The sequence below is a fragment of the Archangium gephyra genome, from assembly GCF_042230915.1.
Lineage (GTDB): Bacteria > Myxococcota > Myxococcia > Myxococcales > Myxococcaceae > Archangium > Archangium gephyra_B.
This window is the reverse complement of sequence record NZ_CP102578.1, coordinates 6,313,612-6,331,061: the sequence shown is the minus strand read 5'-3', so window position 1 is coordinate 6,331,061 and position 17,450 is coordinate 6,313,612. Positions and strand designations below refer to the sequence as shown.

General features: G+C 69.2%; 12 protein-coding genes. 7 read left to right on the top strand and 5 right to left on the bottom strand.

Annotated features, from left to right (window positions below):
* The first annotated feature begins 20 nt into the window (after window positions 1-20).
* Window positions 21-1,115: an RNA 3'-terminal phosphate cyclase gene (rtcA, locus tag NR798_RS24900; RefSeq protein ID WP_375764978.1), complete on the top strand. Its 1,095-nt coding sequence runs from the start codon at window positions 21-23 to the stop codon at window positions 1,113-1,115.
* Between the two features lie 7 nt (window positions 1,116-1,122).
* Here the strand turns inward: rtcA and NR798_RS24895 are convergent, their stop codons facing one another.
* A complete protein-coding gene (locus NR798_RS24895; RefSeq protein ID WP_375764977.1) occupies window positions 1,123-1,638 on the bottom strand; it encodes a pilus assembly protein PilP in 516 nt (171 codons plus the stop codon).
* Between the two features lie 248 nt (window positions 1,639-1,886).
* Between NR798_RS24895 and NR798_RS24890 the strand changes: the two genes are divergently transcribed.
* Window positions 1,887-2,882, top strand: coding sequence for a hypothetical protein (locus NR798_RS24890; protein WP_375764976.1), 996 nt, complete (start codon window positions 1,887-1,889; stop codon window positions 2,880-2,882).
* 15 nt (window positions 2,883-2,897) lie between these two features.
* Here NR798_RS24890 and NR798_RS24885 read toward each other — a convergent pair whose 3' ends face one another.
* Together NR798_RS24885 and NR798_RS24880 are read right to left on the bottom strand one after the other, a co-directional pair.
* On the bottom strand, window positions 2,898-3,092 hold the full coding sequence (locus NR798_RS24885) for a hypothetical protein (RefSeq protein ID WP_375764975.1): 195 nt from the start codon (window positions 3,090-3,092) through the stop codon (window positions 2,898-2,900).
* A 57-nt stretch (window positions 3,093-3,149) separates the two neighbouring features.
* Window positions 3,150-4,589, bottom strand: a complete 1,440-nt coding sequence (locus NR798_RS24880) for a hypothetical protein (protein ID WP_375764974.1) — start codon at window positions 4,587-4,589, stop codon at window positions 3,150-3,152.
* Window positions 4,590-4,950: 361 nt separating this feature from the next.
* Between NR798_RS24880 and NR798_RS24875 the strand changes: the two genes are divergently transcribed.
* Window positions 4,951-5,154 (top strand): hypothetical protein, encoded by a 204-nt coding sequence (locus NR798_RS24875; protein WP_375764973.1) that lies wholly within the window; start codon window positions 4,951-4,953, stop codon window positions 5,152-5,154.
* Window positions 5,155-5,211: 57 nt separating this feature from the next.
* On the opposite strand, the gene NR798_RS24870 is transcribed toward NR798_RS24875, so the two are convergent.
* Entirely contained in the window at window positions 5,212-5,883 is a 672-nt protein-coding gene (locus NR798_RS24870) for a ceramidase domain-containing protein (protein WP_375764972.1), read from the bottom strand.
* Between the two features lie 443 nt (window positions 5,884-6,326).
* Here NR798_RS24870 and NR798_RS24865 point away from each other — a divergent pair, with 443 nt between their 5' ends.
* Window positions 6,327-7,040: a Nif3-like dinuclear metal center hexameric protein gene (locus NR798_RS24865; protein ID WP_375764971.1), complete on the top strand. Its 714-nt coding sequence runs from the start codon at window positions 6,327-6,329 to the stop codon at window positions 7,038-7,040.
* Window positions 7,041-7,046: 6 nt separating this feature from the next.
* Here the strand turns inward: NR798_RS24865 and NR798_RS24860 are convergent, their stop codons facing one another.
* Entirely contained in the window at window positions 7,047-8,186 is a 1,140-nt protein-coding gene (locus NR798_RS24860; RefSeq protein ID WP_375764970.1) for a M48 family metallopeptidase, read from the bottom strand.
* 123 nt (window positions 8,187-8,309) lie between these two features.
* Here NR798_RS24860 and NR798_RS24855 point away from each other — a divergent pair, with 123 nt between their 5' ends.
* The 3 genes from NR798_RS24855 to NR798_RS24845 are packed head-to-tail and all read left to right on the top strand — an operon-like array spanning window position 8,310 to window position 17,427.
* On the top strand, window positions 8,310-11,663 hold the full coding sequence (locus NR798_RS24855; protein WP_375764969.1) for an AAA family ATPase: 3,354 nt from the start codon (window positions 8,310-8,312) through the stop codon (window positions 11,661-11,663).
* Window positions 11,660-15,130, top strand: a complete 3,471-nt coding sequence (locus NR798_RS24850) for an AAA family ATPase (RefSeq protein WP_375764968.1) — start codon at window positions 11,660-11,662, stop codon at window positions 15,128-15,130. The genes NR798_RS24855 and NR798_RS24850 overlap by 4 nt, the downstream gene beginning before the upstream one ends.
* Complete coding sequence (locus NR798_RS24845) at window positions 15,127-17,427, top strand: AAA family ATPase (RefSeq protein ID WP_375764967.1); 2,301 nt, start codon at window positions 15,127-15,129, stop codon at window positions 17,425-17,427. The genes NR798_RS24850 and NR798_RS24845 overlap by 4 nt, the downstream gene beginning before the upstream one ends.
* Window positions 17,428-17,450 lie beyond the last annotated feature (23 nt).

Below are 17,450 nucleotides of genomic sequence, written 5' to 3'. Positions count from 1 at the left end.
TTCTCGGAGGGGGAAGGGGCATGGCAGGCACCGACCGCCACGACGGACCGGTGGAGATCGACGGGAGCGAGGGCGAGGGGGGAGGGCAGATCCTCCGCTCGGCGCTGTCGCTGTCGCTCATCACCGGGAGGCCCTTCCACATGAAGAACGTGAGGGCCAATCGCCAGCCGCCGGGGTTGAGGCCGCAGCACCTCGCCTGCGTGCGGGGCGCGGAAGCCATCAGCGGCGGCCAGAGCGAGGGCGCGGCGGTGGGCGCCTCGGAGCTGCGCTTCGAGCCAGGGCCGGTGCACCCGGGCGACTACCTACTGGAGGTGGGGACGGCGGGCAGCACGCCGCTGCTCTTCCAGTGCCTTTTCTACCCATTGGCGCTGGCGGGAGGCGGCTCGCTCACCCTGCGCGGCGGGACGCATCTGCCGCACAGCCCCAGCTACCATTACGTGGTGGGCGTGTGGCTGCCGGTGGTGAAGGCGTACGGGATGAATGCCTCGCTGCGCCTGGTGCACGCGGGCTTCTATCCCCAGGGGGCCGGAGAGTTCATCGCCGAGGTGGAGCCGGTGCGCGATCCGCCGAGCCGGGTGGAGCTGCCGGCGCGTGGGACGCTGCGGGACATCGCGGTGGGCTCGTTCGTGGGAGGGCTGCCCTTTGGCATCGCGGAGCGGCAGTCGAAGGAGGCGGTGGCGGCGCTGCGCGAGCGGGGCCTCTACAGCCACGCGGAGAACCGCCCGCTGCCGGTGACGCACTCGGTGGGCACGGTGACGTTCATCCTGGCGCAGTTCGAGCACACGATCGCCGGCTTCACGGCGCTGGGGAAGCGGGGGCGTCCGGCGGAGGACGTGGGACGCGAGGCGGCGGAAGAGGTGGCGCGCTTCATGGAGAGCGGGGGCGCGCTGGACGAGCACCTCGGGGATCAGATCCTCCTGCCCGCGGCGCTGCTGGCGGCGGGCAAGCTGGGCCCTTCTTCTCCGGGGACGACGCGCTACACGACGGCGCGGGTGACGGAGCACCTCACCACGCACGCGTGGCTCATCGAGCACTTCCTGCCGGTGCGGGTGACGGTGGAGCCAGGAGGCGCGGTCGAGGTCGCTCCGGCCCCGCCGCCAGTCACCTCGTCATGAGCTGCAGCTACTCGTCCAGCATGAGCGGCGCATCCGCGCGCATCCGCAGGACGATCTCCTCCTTGCGTGCGACGCCGCGGGGATCGGGCCAGGACTCGACCACGACGACCGCGTCACGGAGGACCTGCTTCACCACGCCGTACCTGCCCACCTTGCTGCCCCGGTAGACCGAGTAACCTTTTCCCCTCGGGCTCTCGAGCACGGCCACGGGACTGCCCATTCCCGACACGATGCCCGTCAGCTTGAGCTCATCGAGGCTGTAGCGGCAGAGCGGCTCGTCGCAGTTCAGCGGAGGCGGTGGAGCGGGAGGCCGCTCGAAGTCGACGCGGAAGGGATCCCGCTTGCTCGCGGGCACATAGGTGTACGAGGAGCGGGCATCGGCCAACGCCGTGACGGTGGGGGCGGGAGCCTGCGCGGCTGCGACGGGGCGCGGTACAGCGGGCCGGGGTGGAGGCTCGGGCGCTCGCTGGGCGCAGCCGGACAACAGGATTCCGAAGGACAGGGCGGCGAGGGACGGCTTCATGAAGCACCTCCTGAGAGCGCGCCTCGAATGATGCCTGTTTCCCGGGGCAAAGTCGCATGGCCCGAGGGATGGGGCTGTCCACGACTGGCCAGTCCTCCAGGGCTCTACAGACAGACCATCCCTTTGCACCACGATTAGGGATTGCAGTGGAGTGAAGCTGGCCGGGAGCGCGGACGGCAATCCGGCTCCGCCGCGAGCACCCCGGCCCCCGTGGCGGGCCCCACTCCTCCGTGAGACAGTCCCTCCCGATGAGCGCTGCCCTCGACGTCGTCCTGGAAGCCGGAAACATCACCGACACGCGTGCGGACGTGGTGCTGCTCAAGCACGCCCAGAGCTTCTACGGCGCGGATCGGGCCGTGGCCCTGCTGCTCGAACACGCGGGCATCCCGATGGATCGCTTCTCGGTGCCCATCGGAGATCATGTCTTCATCGAGACGCGGGGCGCCATCGGCGCGCCCCTGGCGCTCTTCCTCGGGACCGTGAAGCTGGGGAAGTTCGGCTACCACGAGATCCGCCAGTTCGCGGCCCGGGCGCTCAAGGCGCTCGAGTCGCGCCCGGGCCTCCGCCACATCGCCTGCACGGTGCATGGCCCCAACTACGGCCTGGATGAGGACGAGGCGGCGCTCGCGCTCGTCGGAGGCCTCGTCGAGGCCTTCATGCGGGGCGCCGGGCCGGAGGGGCTGGAGCGCATCACCGTGGTGGAGCTGGAGCAGCGGCGCGCGGAGCGGCTGCGCAAGGCGCTGGAGAGGGGGCTCGGGAAGAGCCCGGGGGTGGAGCCCCTGCCGAGCGGTTGGGGCTTCCGCGTCAAGCGCACGAGCCAGCACGTGCAGGCGCCGCCGATGGCCACGGCCGGTGCGCAGTCACTGGCCAAGCCCCACGCCTTCGTCGCCATGCCCTTCGCTCCGGAGATGGAGGACGTCTACCACTACGGCATCCTGGGCCCCGTGAAGGGCGCGGGGCTGCTGTGCGAGCGCGTGGATCAGGCCGTGTTCGAGGGCGCCATCATCCAGCGGATCAAAGAGCGCATCGACACGGCGAAGGTCGTCATCGCGGACCTCTCCATGGCCAACCCGAACGTGTACCTGGAGGTCGGCTACGCGTGGGGCAAGGGACGGCCGACGATCCTGCTCGTCCGCGACCTCAAGGAGCTCAAGTTCGACGTCGCGGCCTACCGCTGCCTCGTGTACCGCAACATCCGCGATCTGGAGACCCAGCTGTCGCGCGAGCTGCAGCACCTGGGCTGAGCACGCCAGGTGCGCCTACGTCGCTTCCGGCTCGGGGGACTTCGGCCGGAAGAGGGGGCACCTGAGCACCGGCTGGGGCGCGTACTTCTGCGGCAGCAGCGGGCAGAGGATGAACGTGGACGTCTTTGTCCGCACGTACTTCGGCGGTGCCGCGCAGCGGTGGCAGAGGCTCGTCGGGAAGGGCAGGGGGGACGGCGGAGTCTCATCCATGTCCCCTCTACCCAGGCCCGGACGGCGAGCGGATGTCAAGCGCGCCCGTGCCCTCCCTCAGGGCATGCTGGCGTTGAGACAGGCGGGCTGCCCACCGGTGAGGAAGTAGTTGTTCGTCCGCAGCACCAGGTGCCCGCTGTCCGTGGAGGGGTTCGTCTGGGCCTGCTCGCCCGCGCCGAAGACCATGCCGATACCGTGGGCGGCGGCCACCTCCTGCGGGTGGTCGAAGAAGTAGTCCAGACGGTTGTCCCTCCAGTGCTGGTCGTAGCCGGGCATCAACATGTTGCCCACGGGGATCTGCCACCACAGGTTGGGCCGGCCCATCCGCTCCGAGAGCGCCTTGGCGAACCGGAAGGCCTGGCGGAAGTGCGGGAGTGTCGTGTTGGTCGTATCCCACCAGCTGTTGCGTCCCAGGCGCACCTGGTAGTACTGGGCGTCGCGGTCGCTCGTCTCCACCGCGACGAAGTCTCCGCCACCGCACTCCATCAGGAAGTCGGCCACCTTGCGGGCCTCGGCCTCCACGTCGAGCGCGGGATCCCTGTTCATCATCGCGTCGATCTTCGTGGCCCACGCCGAGGCATGCAGGCCCACCTTGGCGTTGGGGGCGTACTTGCGGACCATGGCGATCATGCAGCGGCCCATGCCGGCGATGGTGTTCTCCACGTTCGCGCAGTCCGTGGGATTGGCCGAGGCGACCGCCGCCGGAATCATGTGAGGATTGGTGTTCACCTGCTGCGCATACGCCCAGAAGTCTGGCTCGATGTGAAGCAATGCGGTGGAAGTACCAATCTGCTTCAACACGAAACGCCAGTCATTGAAGTAGCGCTGCATCAGGGAGACGTTCTGTGCCGCGGCCACCTCCTGTGCGCCCTCCGAGACCCGGCTGGTGTGGAGCATCTGGTAATAGGTGATCATGGGGATCTGCCCCAGATCGAGGGTCTGCCGGAAGTAGTCGCGCAGGTACTGGCCCGGGGCGACCTGATCCCACTGCCAGCATCCCCACCAGCCGCAGCCATTGGGATTGGAGTTGGAGCAGGACTGCCCGGCGGCGGAGCAGCTGGTGCTGCACGAGTTGCACGGCTCCGCGCTGTCGAACAGGCCGCCCGCGAGGTAGATGTAGCGGAGGTCGTACGGAGCCAGCGAGGCCACGGCGCTGTCCGTCTTTCCACCGACGAGTACGTGGTTCTTTCCGAGCGACTCGAGCAGCGGCTGGCCCAGGCAGCCCGTGGCCGGCGGCGTGCCACCATCCGAGCCGGTGCCCGCGTCCGGAGTGCCCGCGTCGGAGCCGGTGCCCGCGTCGGGGCCGCCCGTGCCCGCGTCCGGCGTGCCAGCGTCATAGCCCGTGCCGGCGTCTGGGGTTCCAGCGTCTGGCGGACACTTCTTGCAAACGCCACCACCGCGGGGGGCCGCCTCGGCCTCGGGGGGTGCTCCGCTCAAGGTGTAGAAAAACAACAACCCGGGGACCAACAGCAACAACCAACGCGCGCTGGATCGCATGAGGAGCCTCGCGAATTCGGGTTCGAAATCTTTGACATAAAACCAGACTCACGATCCACGGCGACGGCCACGATCAATCCCTCTTCTTCACGGTATTTGATGATAGGGATTGCGCTGGGGATAGAAGTTTTCGCGGAAATACGCGAAACTCCGGTGCTGGCGAAAGTTTTCAAGGAGAGCCCCCGCGCGAGCGCACCTTGGATGTCCCGGACCTACTTCCGCCCGGGGAGCAAGCGGGCAGCACTGCGCCTGAACGGAGGCTCGCGTGCCTGTCAGGCAGCCAGGAGCCTGCGCTGGAGCCCGGCCGTGTGGGTCCGGGGCGCCCGCTTGCGCTACCCCGTACCTGCGTTACCTCAGATCAATGACCGACGTCTCCCATGTCCATGCGCCGACGCGTGACTACACGCTGCCCGAGGGGTGCCCCTCGTGCGGTGCGGATCTGCCGGTGCGCGTCTCGGCGGCCGGTACCCACGGCGTCTGCAAGCACTGCGGTTGGTTTGGCCGGCCACTCCTCACGGTGACCCATCAGGGTCTGCGCATCTCCTATGAGGGCGCGAAGGCCTGAAGCGAGCACTCGCCTCGGCAAGGAGCCTCCGCGTCTGACGGGCCGCCCGAGGGGCGGTCAGGCTCCAGCCTCTTCCAGGCCGGCATGGTGCCGCGCGGTGAAGAGCAGCGCGAGCGCGCTCAGGCCATGCCAGGCCGCGTGTCCCTGCAGCCAGTGGTTGTCCGGGTCGCACCACACCCGCGTGACGTCCGCCACCGAGCACGCCGCCGCCGCGGCCATCAGCCCCACCGCCAGCCAGAAGTCCCGGTACGACTCGCGCGGGGCGGCCCGGCGGGAGAGGTGTAGCTCGGTCCCCACGATCACCAGCACCGCTCCCAGCACCACGAGCTGGTAGGGGAACCCGGCGAGCCTCAGCACCGGCACGAGCAGGGTGCACCCCACCGTCAGCCCGGTGTGTACCGCTCCCACCCGCTCGCGCGGCAACCAGCCCACGCGGTGTAGGTTCAACGCCACCAGCAGGAAGGCGAGCACGTACATGCCCACGAAGTCCAGGAGCTGGGTGGCGAAGTTGTTCGTCGCGTGGAAGACGAAGGAGAACGCCCCCACGAGCAGCGTCGTCCATGCGAAGCGCGCCATGGTGCGGCTGCCCGTCCTCCGCCACTGCCACGCACACCCCAGCGCCACCGCCACGTAGGCCAGGTTGGACCAGGCATTCGCGGGCTCGTTCACCCAGGCGCACACCGTGGCCTCGCACCACTTCACGTTCGGCTCGCCCCAGGCGACTCTCATGTCCCACCAGGGACACCCTGGCTGGAGGAGTTTTTCGGGCGCTGCCATGCCGTTCATGGCTCGAGCCTAGTCCTCCACGGAGGCTGAAAGAGGACGGATATCGTGCCTACATCCCCACACAGATCCCCGTGCTCCAATAAGACCCCTCACGCCTACATCTCACGACATTCTCGCGCCTGATATGTCGTGCCTACATTTGCATCTTCTGTATGGATTTGTAAACAAGAGCCCCATCCATGATCAATCAAATACATTAAATGATAAGCCGATTTGATGTTAGCGATTGAGGTTGCGTGGTATTTTTTGAGCTTGTTTGTGTTTTTATTCGCGTGCGGCTTGATCTGTATTTGTGTTTGTGTTTAAGTGTTTTGATTAATTGTCATACATGTATTATGGATGAGTTTGTTTGTGTTTTGGCGTAAAGACAGACGCTGGAGAGGCCATTGAATCCCACGGGGCTCGACGAACTCGCCGAGTACATCGACCAATTGATAGGTGTTTCCGCCGAGACGGGCGAGCGCTCCCAGATCGTGGCCGCACGAGCGCGACCCGTGAGCCGCCTGGGGTTGGCGCTCGAACCGTGGGAGGGGCTTGCCGAGTGGGCGCGTACGGAGCGGCTCGATGCGCTCTTCCTCCACCGGCACTGGCGGCTCGACACGCCGGCGCTGCCGCTGGAGCTCGGCGTGGTGGCCAACCACGCGCCGTTCGACGAGCGGCTCGGGCTCGGGTTCAACCGCCAGCTGGCGCAGGTGCTGGGACTCGAGTCCCTGGAGCCACTCGGCGAGCGCGCGGGGCAGCCGCTCGGCATGGTGGGAAGCCTGGCGCCCTTGTCTCCCGGCGAGCTCGTGCAACGGCTCGAGCAACACTTCGGCGCGGTCGAGGACGTGGTGCCCGGGCGTCCGGAGCGGGTGGAGCGCATCGCGGTGGTGCGGGCGATGAACGATGCGCTCGTGCGTGAGGCGGCCGGGCTCGGGGTCACTGCCTATGTGACGGGCCAGTTGCGCGTCCCGGCCCGGCGGGCCCTCGCGGACACGGGGATGTATGCCATTGCCATCGGGCACGCGCGCTCGGAGCGTTGGGGCCTCGGGCTGCTGGAGCGGCTCCTGCGCGAGCGGTGGCCCGGCCTGAGCCTCGTCATGGCCCCGCCACGGGACTGAGAGGGTTCAGTCCAAGGGGTTGCTGGCGCCGCGCAGGGCTTCGTCGATGAGCCACGAGGGCACGGACAGCGCCCCGGCGACCTGCCGCAGCGCCAGGAAGCCCTCGTTGTCCACGACTCCGTCCGGTGCCGTCTGCAGGGTGAGGTGCTGCACCAGCCGGGCCCGCTCGGACAGGGGCGCCCCCTGGAGCTTCTGCTCCAGCACCGGCAGGAGCTTTCTGCTCGTCAGGGCCAGTTTCAGCAGCTCGGGATGCTCGAACTTCTCCATGTACGAGGGATCCAGCTCCCGGAGCTCCCACGCCAACAGGGTGTCGGCCTCCTCGTCCGACAGGCCCTCCTCGCTCGCGTAGTGGCCCGCGCTCTTCAGGAAGGTCCTCGTCTTGGAGAACGCCGCGAGGGCACGCACCCGCCACGGGCTGAAGGCATGGGCGCGGAAACCACCGAGTGCCTCCTCGTCCTCGCTGCGCCGCTCGCGGGCCGATGGATCGGACAGCAGGGCGTCCACATGGCGCACCGCCGCCTGCAGCTCGGACTTCACCGAGCCGGAGGTCCACCCGCTCACCCGTGCGAGCAGGACGCTCGCGGAGGCTTCCAGCTCCCTGGCGCACAGCAATCCCGCCCGGTCGGCGCTGGCCTCGGCCGCCCGGTTCCACCGGTACAGCCCGAGGGCCGTGGCGGGGGAGACGCACCTTCCGGGCTCGTCCCAGGCGATGGCCGTGGCCGGCAGGGGGAGGGTGAAGTGCTCGAAGGCGAGGTGCCCGAGCTCGTGCCCCAGGATGAAGCGCAGCTCGGCCTCCTGGAACACCTCCAGGAGCCGGGAGGACAGGACGATGGCGGGCGTGTCCGGCGGGGCATACACCGCCGCGGCCCGGAGCATCGGGTCGGGGTTGATGAACACGTCCACGGGTCCTTCGTGGCCCAGGACCTCCTTGCAGGCGGCCAGTGCATCCAGGACCCGCGGGGCCACCGGGCGCGTCAGCTTGAAGGCGTTCGAGAGCAACTGCCGTCGCCTCGTGACGAAGCCGAAACCACCCGGTGCCTCGGCCACGCGCCGCAGGGCTTGCTGGGTGTCCTCGCTGGAGAGCAGCTCGTCGCGCAAGCGCCGATCGAGCGCGGACTGGAAGATGCTCGGGTTCACGTGCGCCATGGTGGGGGACTCCTCCGCCGGCCAGCGTACCTCAACCTCGCCGTGCGGCGAGCCGCTCGGAAGGGGGTCTGGACGTACCGCCGGGGACCGGGGAGCATGGGGCACCGCTCTTCGAGACACTTCATGGCCCCTTCCGATGCCGCACCCGGGACGCTCGAGTTCTCCACGCCGCTCGTCTGCCAACAGCTCTGGAATGGGGACCACCAGGTGTTCCCCGTGGCCGCGCCGGCCCTGACGAGCCATGCGCCCACCCTCGAGGCCTGTCTGGGCGAGCAGCGCCTGTTCCTCGAGGAGCACCTGTCCAGGGTGGAGCCCGAGGAGCTCGCCCGCTTCTCCTTCCCCGAGCAGGTGCGGCTGGAGATGCTGGAGATCCTGGCGCCCCGCGCCGATCTGCCCAAGCGGCTCGTCAAACCCGTCACCGTCGAGCTGGCCACGATCGTCGTGCCGCTCCCGGAGGAGACCTGGGTCTTCGTTCCCGCGATCGATCACACGGTCTACGTGGGCAAGAACCAGGACGTCCGGGAGACGGTGCGCGCGGACGTGGAGCGGCTGCTCGCCGCGCGGGAGCCGGCCGCCCATGAGTACCTGCGGCTGCTGCCTCCGAAGTCCGTGACGCTGGAGACGGTCCAACTCGCGCTCCGGCGCCAGGACGCGAGCGACAAGGCCCGGCAGGCGAAGAAGAAGCTGGAGGAGAAGCTCAAGCGGGAGCAGGCGCACCAGGTGCTCCTCTCCGTCTCCACGCCGCTGCACGATCGCGACGAGGCCCGGCACGGACCGCCCCTCATCTCCCGGGACACCGAGCTCGCGCTGTTGTCGGGCCTGCTCGGCGGCGAGAAGCGGCAGGGCGTGCTGCTCGTGGGTCCGGAGCTGGTGGGCAAGACGGAGCTGCTCCTCGCCTGGCTCCGCGCCGAGCGGAATGCCGGACGCGAGCGGCGGGTGTACGCGACGAGCGGCTCGCGGTTGATCGCCGGCATGTCCGGCTTCGGCCAGTGGCAGGAGCGCGTGCTGCGGGTGATGCGCGCGGCGCAGGACCTCGACGCCGTCCTGTATTTCGAGAACCTCGGCGAGCTGCTCGCTCAGCACTCCACGGAGCACGTGGACATCCCCGGCGCGATGAAGCCGTTCCTGGAGGAGGGCCGGGTGCGGTTCCTCGGCGAGCTCACCCCGGAGTCCTTGGATCTGCTCGAGAACCGGCATCCGGGGCTCTTCGCGGTGCTCGGTCGCGTGCGCCTGGAACCACTGGGGACCCGGCAGACGCGCGAGGCGCTCCGGACCCGGTCGGCGTGGCAGCGGCAGGCGGAGCCCTCCCGCTCCTCGCTGGCCGAGGACGCGGTGGATCCGCTCGTGGACCTGGCCGAGCGCTACCTGCCGAGCCGCGCGCTGCCCGGCAAGGCGATCCGGCTGTACGAGGAGATGCGCGCGGGCCTGCAACAGGAGCGCACGGGCACGGGCCAGGTGCCCATGCTCACGCGCGAGCGCGTGTATTCGCTCTTCAGCCTCAAGACCGGAGTCCCCGAGTTCCTGCTGCGCGAGGACCGCGCGCTGCTCGCCGCGGAGGTCGAGGCGCACTTCCGCCGCCAGCTCGTTGGCCAGGAGACGGCGGTGCGCCGTGTCGTGGAGACTTTGTGCATGGTGAAGGCGGGGCTCCAGCCCCAGGGCAAGCCGCTGGCCACCTTCCTCTTCGTGGGCCCCACCGGCGTCGGGAAGACCGAGCTCGCGCGGCTGCTCGCCATGTTCCTCTTTGGCTCGCCGGAGCGGATGTTCCGCTTCGACATGAGCGAGTTCATGGATGGCTGGGCCGCCGAACGGCTCATCCGGGGCAACAACCAGGGTGAGGGGCTGCTCACGCGGCGCATCCGACAGCAGCCCTTCTGCGTGCTCCTGCTCGACGAGATCGAGAAGGCCCACCCCGCCGTGTTCGATCTGCTCCTGCAGGTCTGCGGAGAAGGGCGCCTCACCGATGCCCGGGGACAGACGGCCTGGTTCCACAACGCCATCATCATCATGACGAGCAACCTCGGGGTGGCGCACCGCCGATCCCCGCTGGGCATTGGCGCCACCTCGGTGGATGACTCCGCGTACTACCTGCGCGAGGTGCACCGGCACTTCCGGCCCGAGTTCGTCAACCGCATCGACCAGCTCATTCCCTTCCATGCGCTCACCTCCGAGCAGGCGGCGGAGGTGGCCCGGCTGGGCGTGGACCGGCTGCGGCAGCGGCGCGGCCTGTTCGAGCGCGGCGTCTCGCTCCACGTGCCTCCGGAGATCACCACCGCGCTCGCCACCTCCGGCTACCAGGAGGCCTATGGCGCCCGGGCCATGCGCAGGCACCTGGACCAGCAGCTCGTCGTCCCCATCGCCCGCGCGCTCTCCGCCGCCGGTCCCGAGGCCCAGGGCGGCCGTGTGGTGATCGCCTCCCGTCCCGAGGGGATCGCGGTGGAGCTGACCAAGGGCAGCCCGAAGGCGGCACGCAACCAGCTCGGCCTCGTGCGCGACATGCAGGAGCAGCGGCGGGTCATCGACAGGCTCTTCCGGATGGATGCCGTGGAGCATGTCGGGGAGCGGATCCACTTCCTGGTGGCCCAGCTCGCCCAGGGCGACCAGAAGAAGATGCGAGGGCATGAGGCCGCCACGCTGGGACAGCTCCAGCACGAGCACAGCCGGCTCGAGGCGCTCTGGAGCGAGGCGTGGCGGTTGCGCTCGGCGCTCCTGGCCGCCGAGGAGCTGGCGTTGATGGCACTCTTCGAGCAGCAGGATGCCGCCCCCTTCGTGGACGAGGCGCACCAGCAGATGAAGGCCATCCGCCAGCTGATGCCCTCCGTGCTGATCGCGCTCCAGCCCCGGCGGGATCAGATCACCTTGATCCTCCAGGAGGCCGGTGAGACGCGCGGCCTCGAGCGCTGGCTCCTCCCGCTGATCGAGGATGCGCCCCGGCGCGGCTGGTCGGTCGAGGGCCGCCTCTCGGTCACCCAGAAGGGCAGTGAACGCAAGCGCAAATGGAGTGACAAGCTCCTCAGCGCGGAGCAACTGCGGAAGGAGCTCGCCGGGCCCACATGTGCCTTCCGGGAGGTACTGCTGTTGGTCAACGGGACGAACGCGGGAGCCTTCCTGGCGCTCGAGGCCGGGTTCCATCGCTATCCCCCCACGGAGAAGGACGAGCTGGTCCAGATCGAGGTCAAGCCCGTGGCGATGTCCACCCAGCTGTTCCAGAAGGAGCTCGATCTGCCGGCCATCGCCCCTCCGGCCCAACGGGCCCTCAAGGAGCTCCGGTTGATGCCCGCCATCCGTGAGTACCTCCCCGGCGGGGAGCTCCAGCTGTGCGATGGCGCACGCAAGCTCCAGCTCGACTCCTGGGAGCACTTCCCATCGCTCGAGCGGATCCTGCTCGAACACATCCTCCTGCTCGAACACGCCGGAAACTTCGACCCCGAGAGTGGCTTCTCCTTCGTGCTCGACGTGCTCAGGAGGCCGGCGCGATGAACCTCACCATCGGCGTCTACCAGAGCCGGGACTCCTCCGGTGCCTACCGGTGGACCACCCTCGCGCTCGGCCCGCATACCCGCAGCCGCGAAGGCCGGAGCACCGTCAAGCTCCAACAGAAGCTCGTGGAGGACCTGCGGAGCGTCATCGGCGAGCTGCCCGTCCAGGACCTGTCGTACTTCCAGCTTCCCCGAGGCCTCCAGCTGGAGCGAGTGCAGCTCGAGCTCGACTTCAAGCGCGTGCGCACCGGAACCGAGACGCCGCGGCTGTCCGGCCTCTTTCCCCTCATCCTCGAGCCGCGCTGGCGCACGCGCGACGAGCTGATGACCATCGCCTACCACCCCTCGCGCCAGCACGAGTGGTTCCCGGTCGACACCGGTGCCAGTCTGGAGGAGCAGGCGAAGGTCTTCTTCACCCGCGCCTGGGCCGCGCTGGAGCCGCACGAGCACGACGAGCTGCGCTCCAACCGCAAGGACACCCTCAAGGCGCTCGCGTTCATGGCCCGGCCGAAGTCACTGCTCGACATGCTCGGCAAGAAGAAGGGGCCCTGGGACGATCTGGAGGTCGAGGACCGGCCGGACCGGCACGGCAACAAAAAGAAGAAGAAGGCGGGCGGCGGCACCCAGGTGCTGCACAAGCTGGGGACGAACCTCACCCTCCAGGCCGCGGAGGGCACGCTCGACGCCGGCATGCCGCGCGGCCCCTATCGCGAGCAGCTCCAGTTGCTGCTCGGAGGCGAGCGGCGCACGCCGGTGCTGCTCGTTGGTCCTCCCGGCTGCGGCAAGCGGACCCTGCTCAAGCGCTTCGTGGCCGAGCAGCTCGAGGCCGAGGGCTTCCAGACGCACCGCAACCTGGACAAGGTGACCGAGGTCTGGTCGATCGCCGGCAAGCGGATCATCGCCGGCATGAGCTACGTCGGCGACTGGGAGCAGCGCTGCCTCAAGGTGCTCGAGGACACGAGGGGAGGGCGGCGCATCCTCTTCGTCGAGGATCTGCATGCCTTCGGCCGCATCGGCCGCTCGCGTGACAGTGACACCAACCTGGCGCTCTTCTTCCAGGGGGCGCTCTCCCGTGGGGAGCTCACGCTCATCGGCACGGTGACACCCGAGCAGCTCCAGCGGCTCGAGACCGACGCCCCGTCCTTCGCCGCGCTCTTCACGCAGGTGCACGTGCGCTCCACGAGCACCGACGAGACGCTCCGCATGCTGCTGCACGAGGCGCGCGAGCTGGAGTCCAAGCACCGCATCGCCTGGTCACCTCCGCTCTTCCCGGTGCTGCTGGAGCAGGCCGGTTCGCTCTTCGCGGGGGCCGCGATGCCGGGCAAGGCGATCGATCTGCTGCGCGAGCTGGCCACGGACCAGGGGAGCCCGGGCGCGGAGATCGACGTCGGCGGACTCTTCGAGCACCTCTCGCGCAGGACAGGCCTGCCGGACTTCCTCCTGCGCCCCCAGGAGCGGCTGGTGCCCGAGGAGATCCACGAGGCCCTGTCGCGCAAGGTGATGGGACAGCCGGAGGCCGTCCAGGCCGCGTGCGATCTCGTCACGCGCATCCACGCGGGGCTCACCGACCCCCGGCGCCCCTATGGCGTCTATCTGTTCACCGGCCCCACGGGCACCGGAAAGACGGAGCTCGCCCGCGCGCTGGCCAGCTACCTGTATGGCGATGCGTCGCGCTTGATACGGCTCGACATGGGCGAATTCCAGACGCCGGATGCCGTCGCCCGGCTCACGGGAGATGCCTGGCAGCCCGAGGGCCGGCTGACGCGCCTCATCCGCGAGCAGCCCTTCTCGCTCGTGCTGCTCGATGAGATCGAGAAGGCCCACCCCTCGCTGCTCAACCTGTTGCTGCAGACGTTCGACGAGGGCCGGCTGACGGACGCCTCGGGCGAGACGGCGGACTTCACCCATACCGTCATCGTGATGACGAGCAACCTCGGGGCCCGGCGCAAGCCCGCGGTGGGCATCGGTGAGCCGGACGTGCGCGCCCTGGAGCTGGACGCGGACCGGGCCGTGCGCGAGTTCTTCCCGCCCGAACTCTTCAACCGCATCGATCGCATCGTGCACTTCTCGCCGCTCTCGCGGGGAGTGGGCGAGAAGGTCGTCGAGAAGGAGCTGGCGCGGCTGCTGTCCCGGCACGGGCTCGTCTCTCGCAACATCTTCGTGGCCGCCGACGAGGAGGTGAAGCGGCGCATCGTCGAGGAGGCGTTCGATCCGCACCTGGGCGCGCGGCCGCTCAAGCGCTACCTGGATGAGAAGGTCGGGCAGGTGCTCTCCGAGTCCATCATCCGGGGACCCCAGGCCCTCATGCGGCTGTTCCAGCTCTACACCCGCGACGGCCGCTTCGAGGTACAGGCCGATGCGCTCATTCCCCGGGAGCCCGTGCCCCAGGGCTTCGCGCTGGAGCCGCTCCTGACGCTCCCCATCGCGAAGCTGCGCGAGAAGGTGCTCGAGCTGCGCGAGGTGGTGCAGGAGATGCGCGAGAGCGAGGCCCTTGGCGCGCTGTCCGAGCAGGTCCGGTTCCACCTGGAGCGCCTGAAGGCGGGAGAGCGCGAGCACGCCGAGTCGCTCTTCACGCTCGATGCGATGCGGATGTACCTGGAGGCCTTCGCGGCGCAACTGGAGTCGATTGCCCGCGCGCCCGTGGAGGAGGCGCGGGAGATGATCGAGGCCGAGCGCTTCGGCGTGGAGCGGGTTGGCGCCGACCGCTGGTCCCAGGGGACGCGCATCCGCCTCTTCTCCCGGCGCGCGCTCGAGCCGGTGAAGGCCGTCTCCCGCGAGCAGATGCTCGACGCGCTGTCGGAGGTCTACTTCCTGCAGCGCATCCTCCGCGGGCTCTCCAGCCCCGACCAGCACGTGGTCATGCTGGAGCTGCTCCCGCTCGGCCAGTGGCGCCAGGGCGCGTCCTCCGGCTCCCTGCTCGCCCGGTGGCTCTGCTCGGCCTATGCGCACTCGCGTGGGGAGATCGAGTCCTTCGCCGCGCACCTGCCCAGTGGGGCCGTGGTGTCCGGTGGCTTCGCGCAGCTCCGGGCGTTCCTGCACCACTCCTCCCAGGAGCCGGTGCACGCCGCGATCAAGCTGGTGGGCCCGGGCGTGCGGCCCTTCTTCGAGGGAGAGGCCGGGCTGCATGTCTGGCAGTCCTCGGGCCGGCTCCCGGAGATCGTCAAGGTCCGCGTCCACGAGGCGAGCGCGCCGGAGCCCTCGGAGCTGCTCGCGCTGCATGGGGTGAAGCTCCAGGCCTTCCACAAGGCGCGGCAGGAGGGCGTGCGTCCGCTCCCGGAGGATCCCGAGTCCGCCGCCCCGGTCGTCCGCGCCTACCGTTTCGAACTGCCCGCCCGCCCGGGACAGGTATCGGTGCTGGAGCTCGATGACTACCTGCTGACCCACAGTGGCAGCCACCGTGTGCGGTCTCCCGAGGAGGCCCTGCCGGCCCTGTGGCGGCTGCGGATGAGCGAGCGGGTGACTCCATGAGCGACAAGAGCCTTCGCGTCTACTTCACCACCCACCACGATGGCCGGCTCACCGGGCAGCTCCTGCCCGTCTGGGACAGCTTCTTCGATGAGGCTCCGCCCTCGGCCTACGGCAACAACGAGGCGGAGATCTACGCGCTGCTGGAGACCCGGATCCGGTTGATGCTGCTCGAGAGTCCCGCCTCGCTCGAGCGGTTCCTCTGGGAGGAGACCCTGGATGCGCGGACGATCACCGTGGAGATCCATCCGCAGACGGTGCACAAGAAGCGGCCGGTGATCGCCAAGGCGCTGGTCCCGCTGAAGCTGACGTACGTCTACGGGAAGATGGAGAGTGGTGCCTGGCGCGTGAGGGTGCCGCGCTTCGGCTGGTCGTTCGTCATCGAGGATCTCTCCATCGCGCGCGAGGTGTTGCAGAACGCGCTCACCACCGCGCTGCTCGGCGAAAAGCCCAAGGGCCTCTACGACTTCCGCCACGAGGGCGCCGAGTACGTGAGCAGTTGGGACCTGGGCTGGTTGCAGCGGGACAGCCGGCGCGGTGAGGGTGAGGAGCGTCCGCCGGAGGTGCTCGATCAGATCAGCGAGGAGCTGACCTCGCGCGCCCTGGGCGGCAGGCAGCCGGCCCTGGTGTACGACGCCGAGTCGATGCGCTCCTGGCTCGACCACGCGCAGCGTCAGCCGCCGCAGTCCCTGCTGCTCGTCGGTGGCCCGGGCTCCGGCAAGACGAGCCAGGTGCTGAAGCTCGCGCGGTTGATCGCCGAGCAGCGGCGCGAGGACAAGAAGGCGAACCTGCCGAAGATCTGGCGCACCAGCGCCGAGCGCATCGTCGCCGGCATGGTGTACCTGGGCATGTGGCAGGAGCGCTGCCTGAAGATCGTCGACGCGCTCTCGTACGAGAATGACTACCTCTACGTGGACCGGCTCACGTCCATCCTCGCGCCCCAGCCGGATGGCTCGTCCATTGGAGATCTGCTGCTTCCCGCGGCCATGAGCGGGGAGATCTCCCTCATCGCCGAGTGCACCGAGGCGGAGCTCGAGCGCTGCCAGCGGCGCTTCCCGGAGTCGCTGCGGTCCTTCCGCATCGTCCGCATCGAGCCGCCCCCGGCCTCGCAGGTGCCGGAGCTCATGCTGCGCTATCAGGCGGCGAAGCGCAGCCGCGTGAGCATCCACGCCCTGGGCCTGCGGCAGCTCGTCGGACACCTGGAGACGTTCCAGCGCGACAGCCTGTTCCCGGGCAAGGCCTTCCGTTTCCTCGACTGGCTGGAGCAGCAGGGAGAGCGGGGCAAGGCCCGGACGCTCTATCCACGCGACGTCTCCGAGGCCTACGCGCGCTACACGGGGCTGCCGCTCCAGCTCATCAGTGACGAGGTCCCCGCCGAGCAGACCACGCTCGCGGAGCAATTGCGGCAGGGCGTCATCGGCCAGGATCGCGCCTGCGAGCTGGCGGCGGGCGTGCTGGCGCGCTTCAAGGCGGGGCTCAACGATCCGGAGAAGCCGGTGGGCACGCTGCTCTTCGCCGGGCCCACGGGCGTGGGGAAGACGGAGCTGTCCAAGCAGCTCTCGCGCACGCTCTTCGGCAACGAGGACCGGATGATCCGGCTCGACATGTCCGAGTACATGCTGCCCGGCTCGGCCCAGCGGTTGATGGAGGTGGGCCCCGGCATCACCAGCCTCGCCGAGCGGGTGCGGCAGCAGCCGATGTCGCTCGTGCTCTTCGATGAGATCGAGAAGGCGCACGCCGAGGTGTTCGATCTGTTGCTCGGCATCCTGGGGGAGGGGAGGCTCACGGACAGCCTCGGGCGGCTGGTGGACTTCCGGATGGCGGTGGTCTGCATGACGAGCAACCTCGGCGTCGAGCAGTCGGAGCCCGCGGGCTTCGGGGCCGAGCGCGGCTCGGAGGACTTCATGCGCGCCATCCGCCAGGCATTCCGTCCGGAGCTGTTCAACCGCATCGATCACGTCATCCCGTTCCGCCGCCTGTCGGAGGCGGACGTGCTGCGGATCGTGGACCTGGAGCTGGAGAAGGCGGCTTCGCGGGCGGGACTGCTGCGGCGCCGGCTGCGGCTGGTGGTGGAGCCGGAGGCGCGGGCCTGGCTGGCCCATCACGGGTACGACCCGAAGCTGGGGGCCCGGCCGCTGAAGCGGCTCATCGAGGCCCGGGTGATGGCGCCCATCGCCGTGAAGCTCTCGGCCGAGGCGGGGCTGGAGGGCGCGATGCTCCCGGTGGTCGTGGCCGGAACAGAGGCCGAGCGGATGCTGCGGCCGGAGTACCGGGCCCTCACCACGGTGCTCGGAGACTGACGCGGAGAAGATCCGACCTCGGG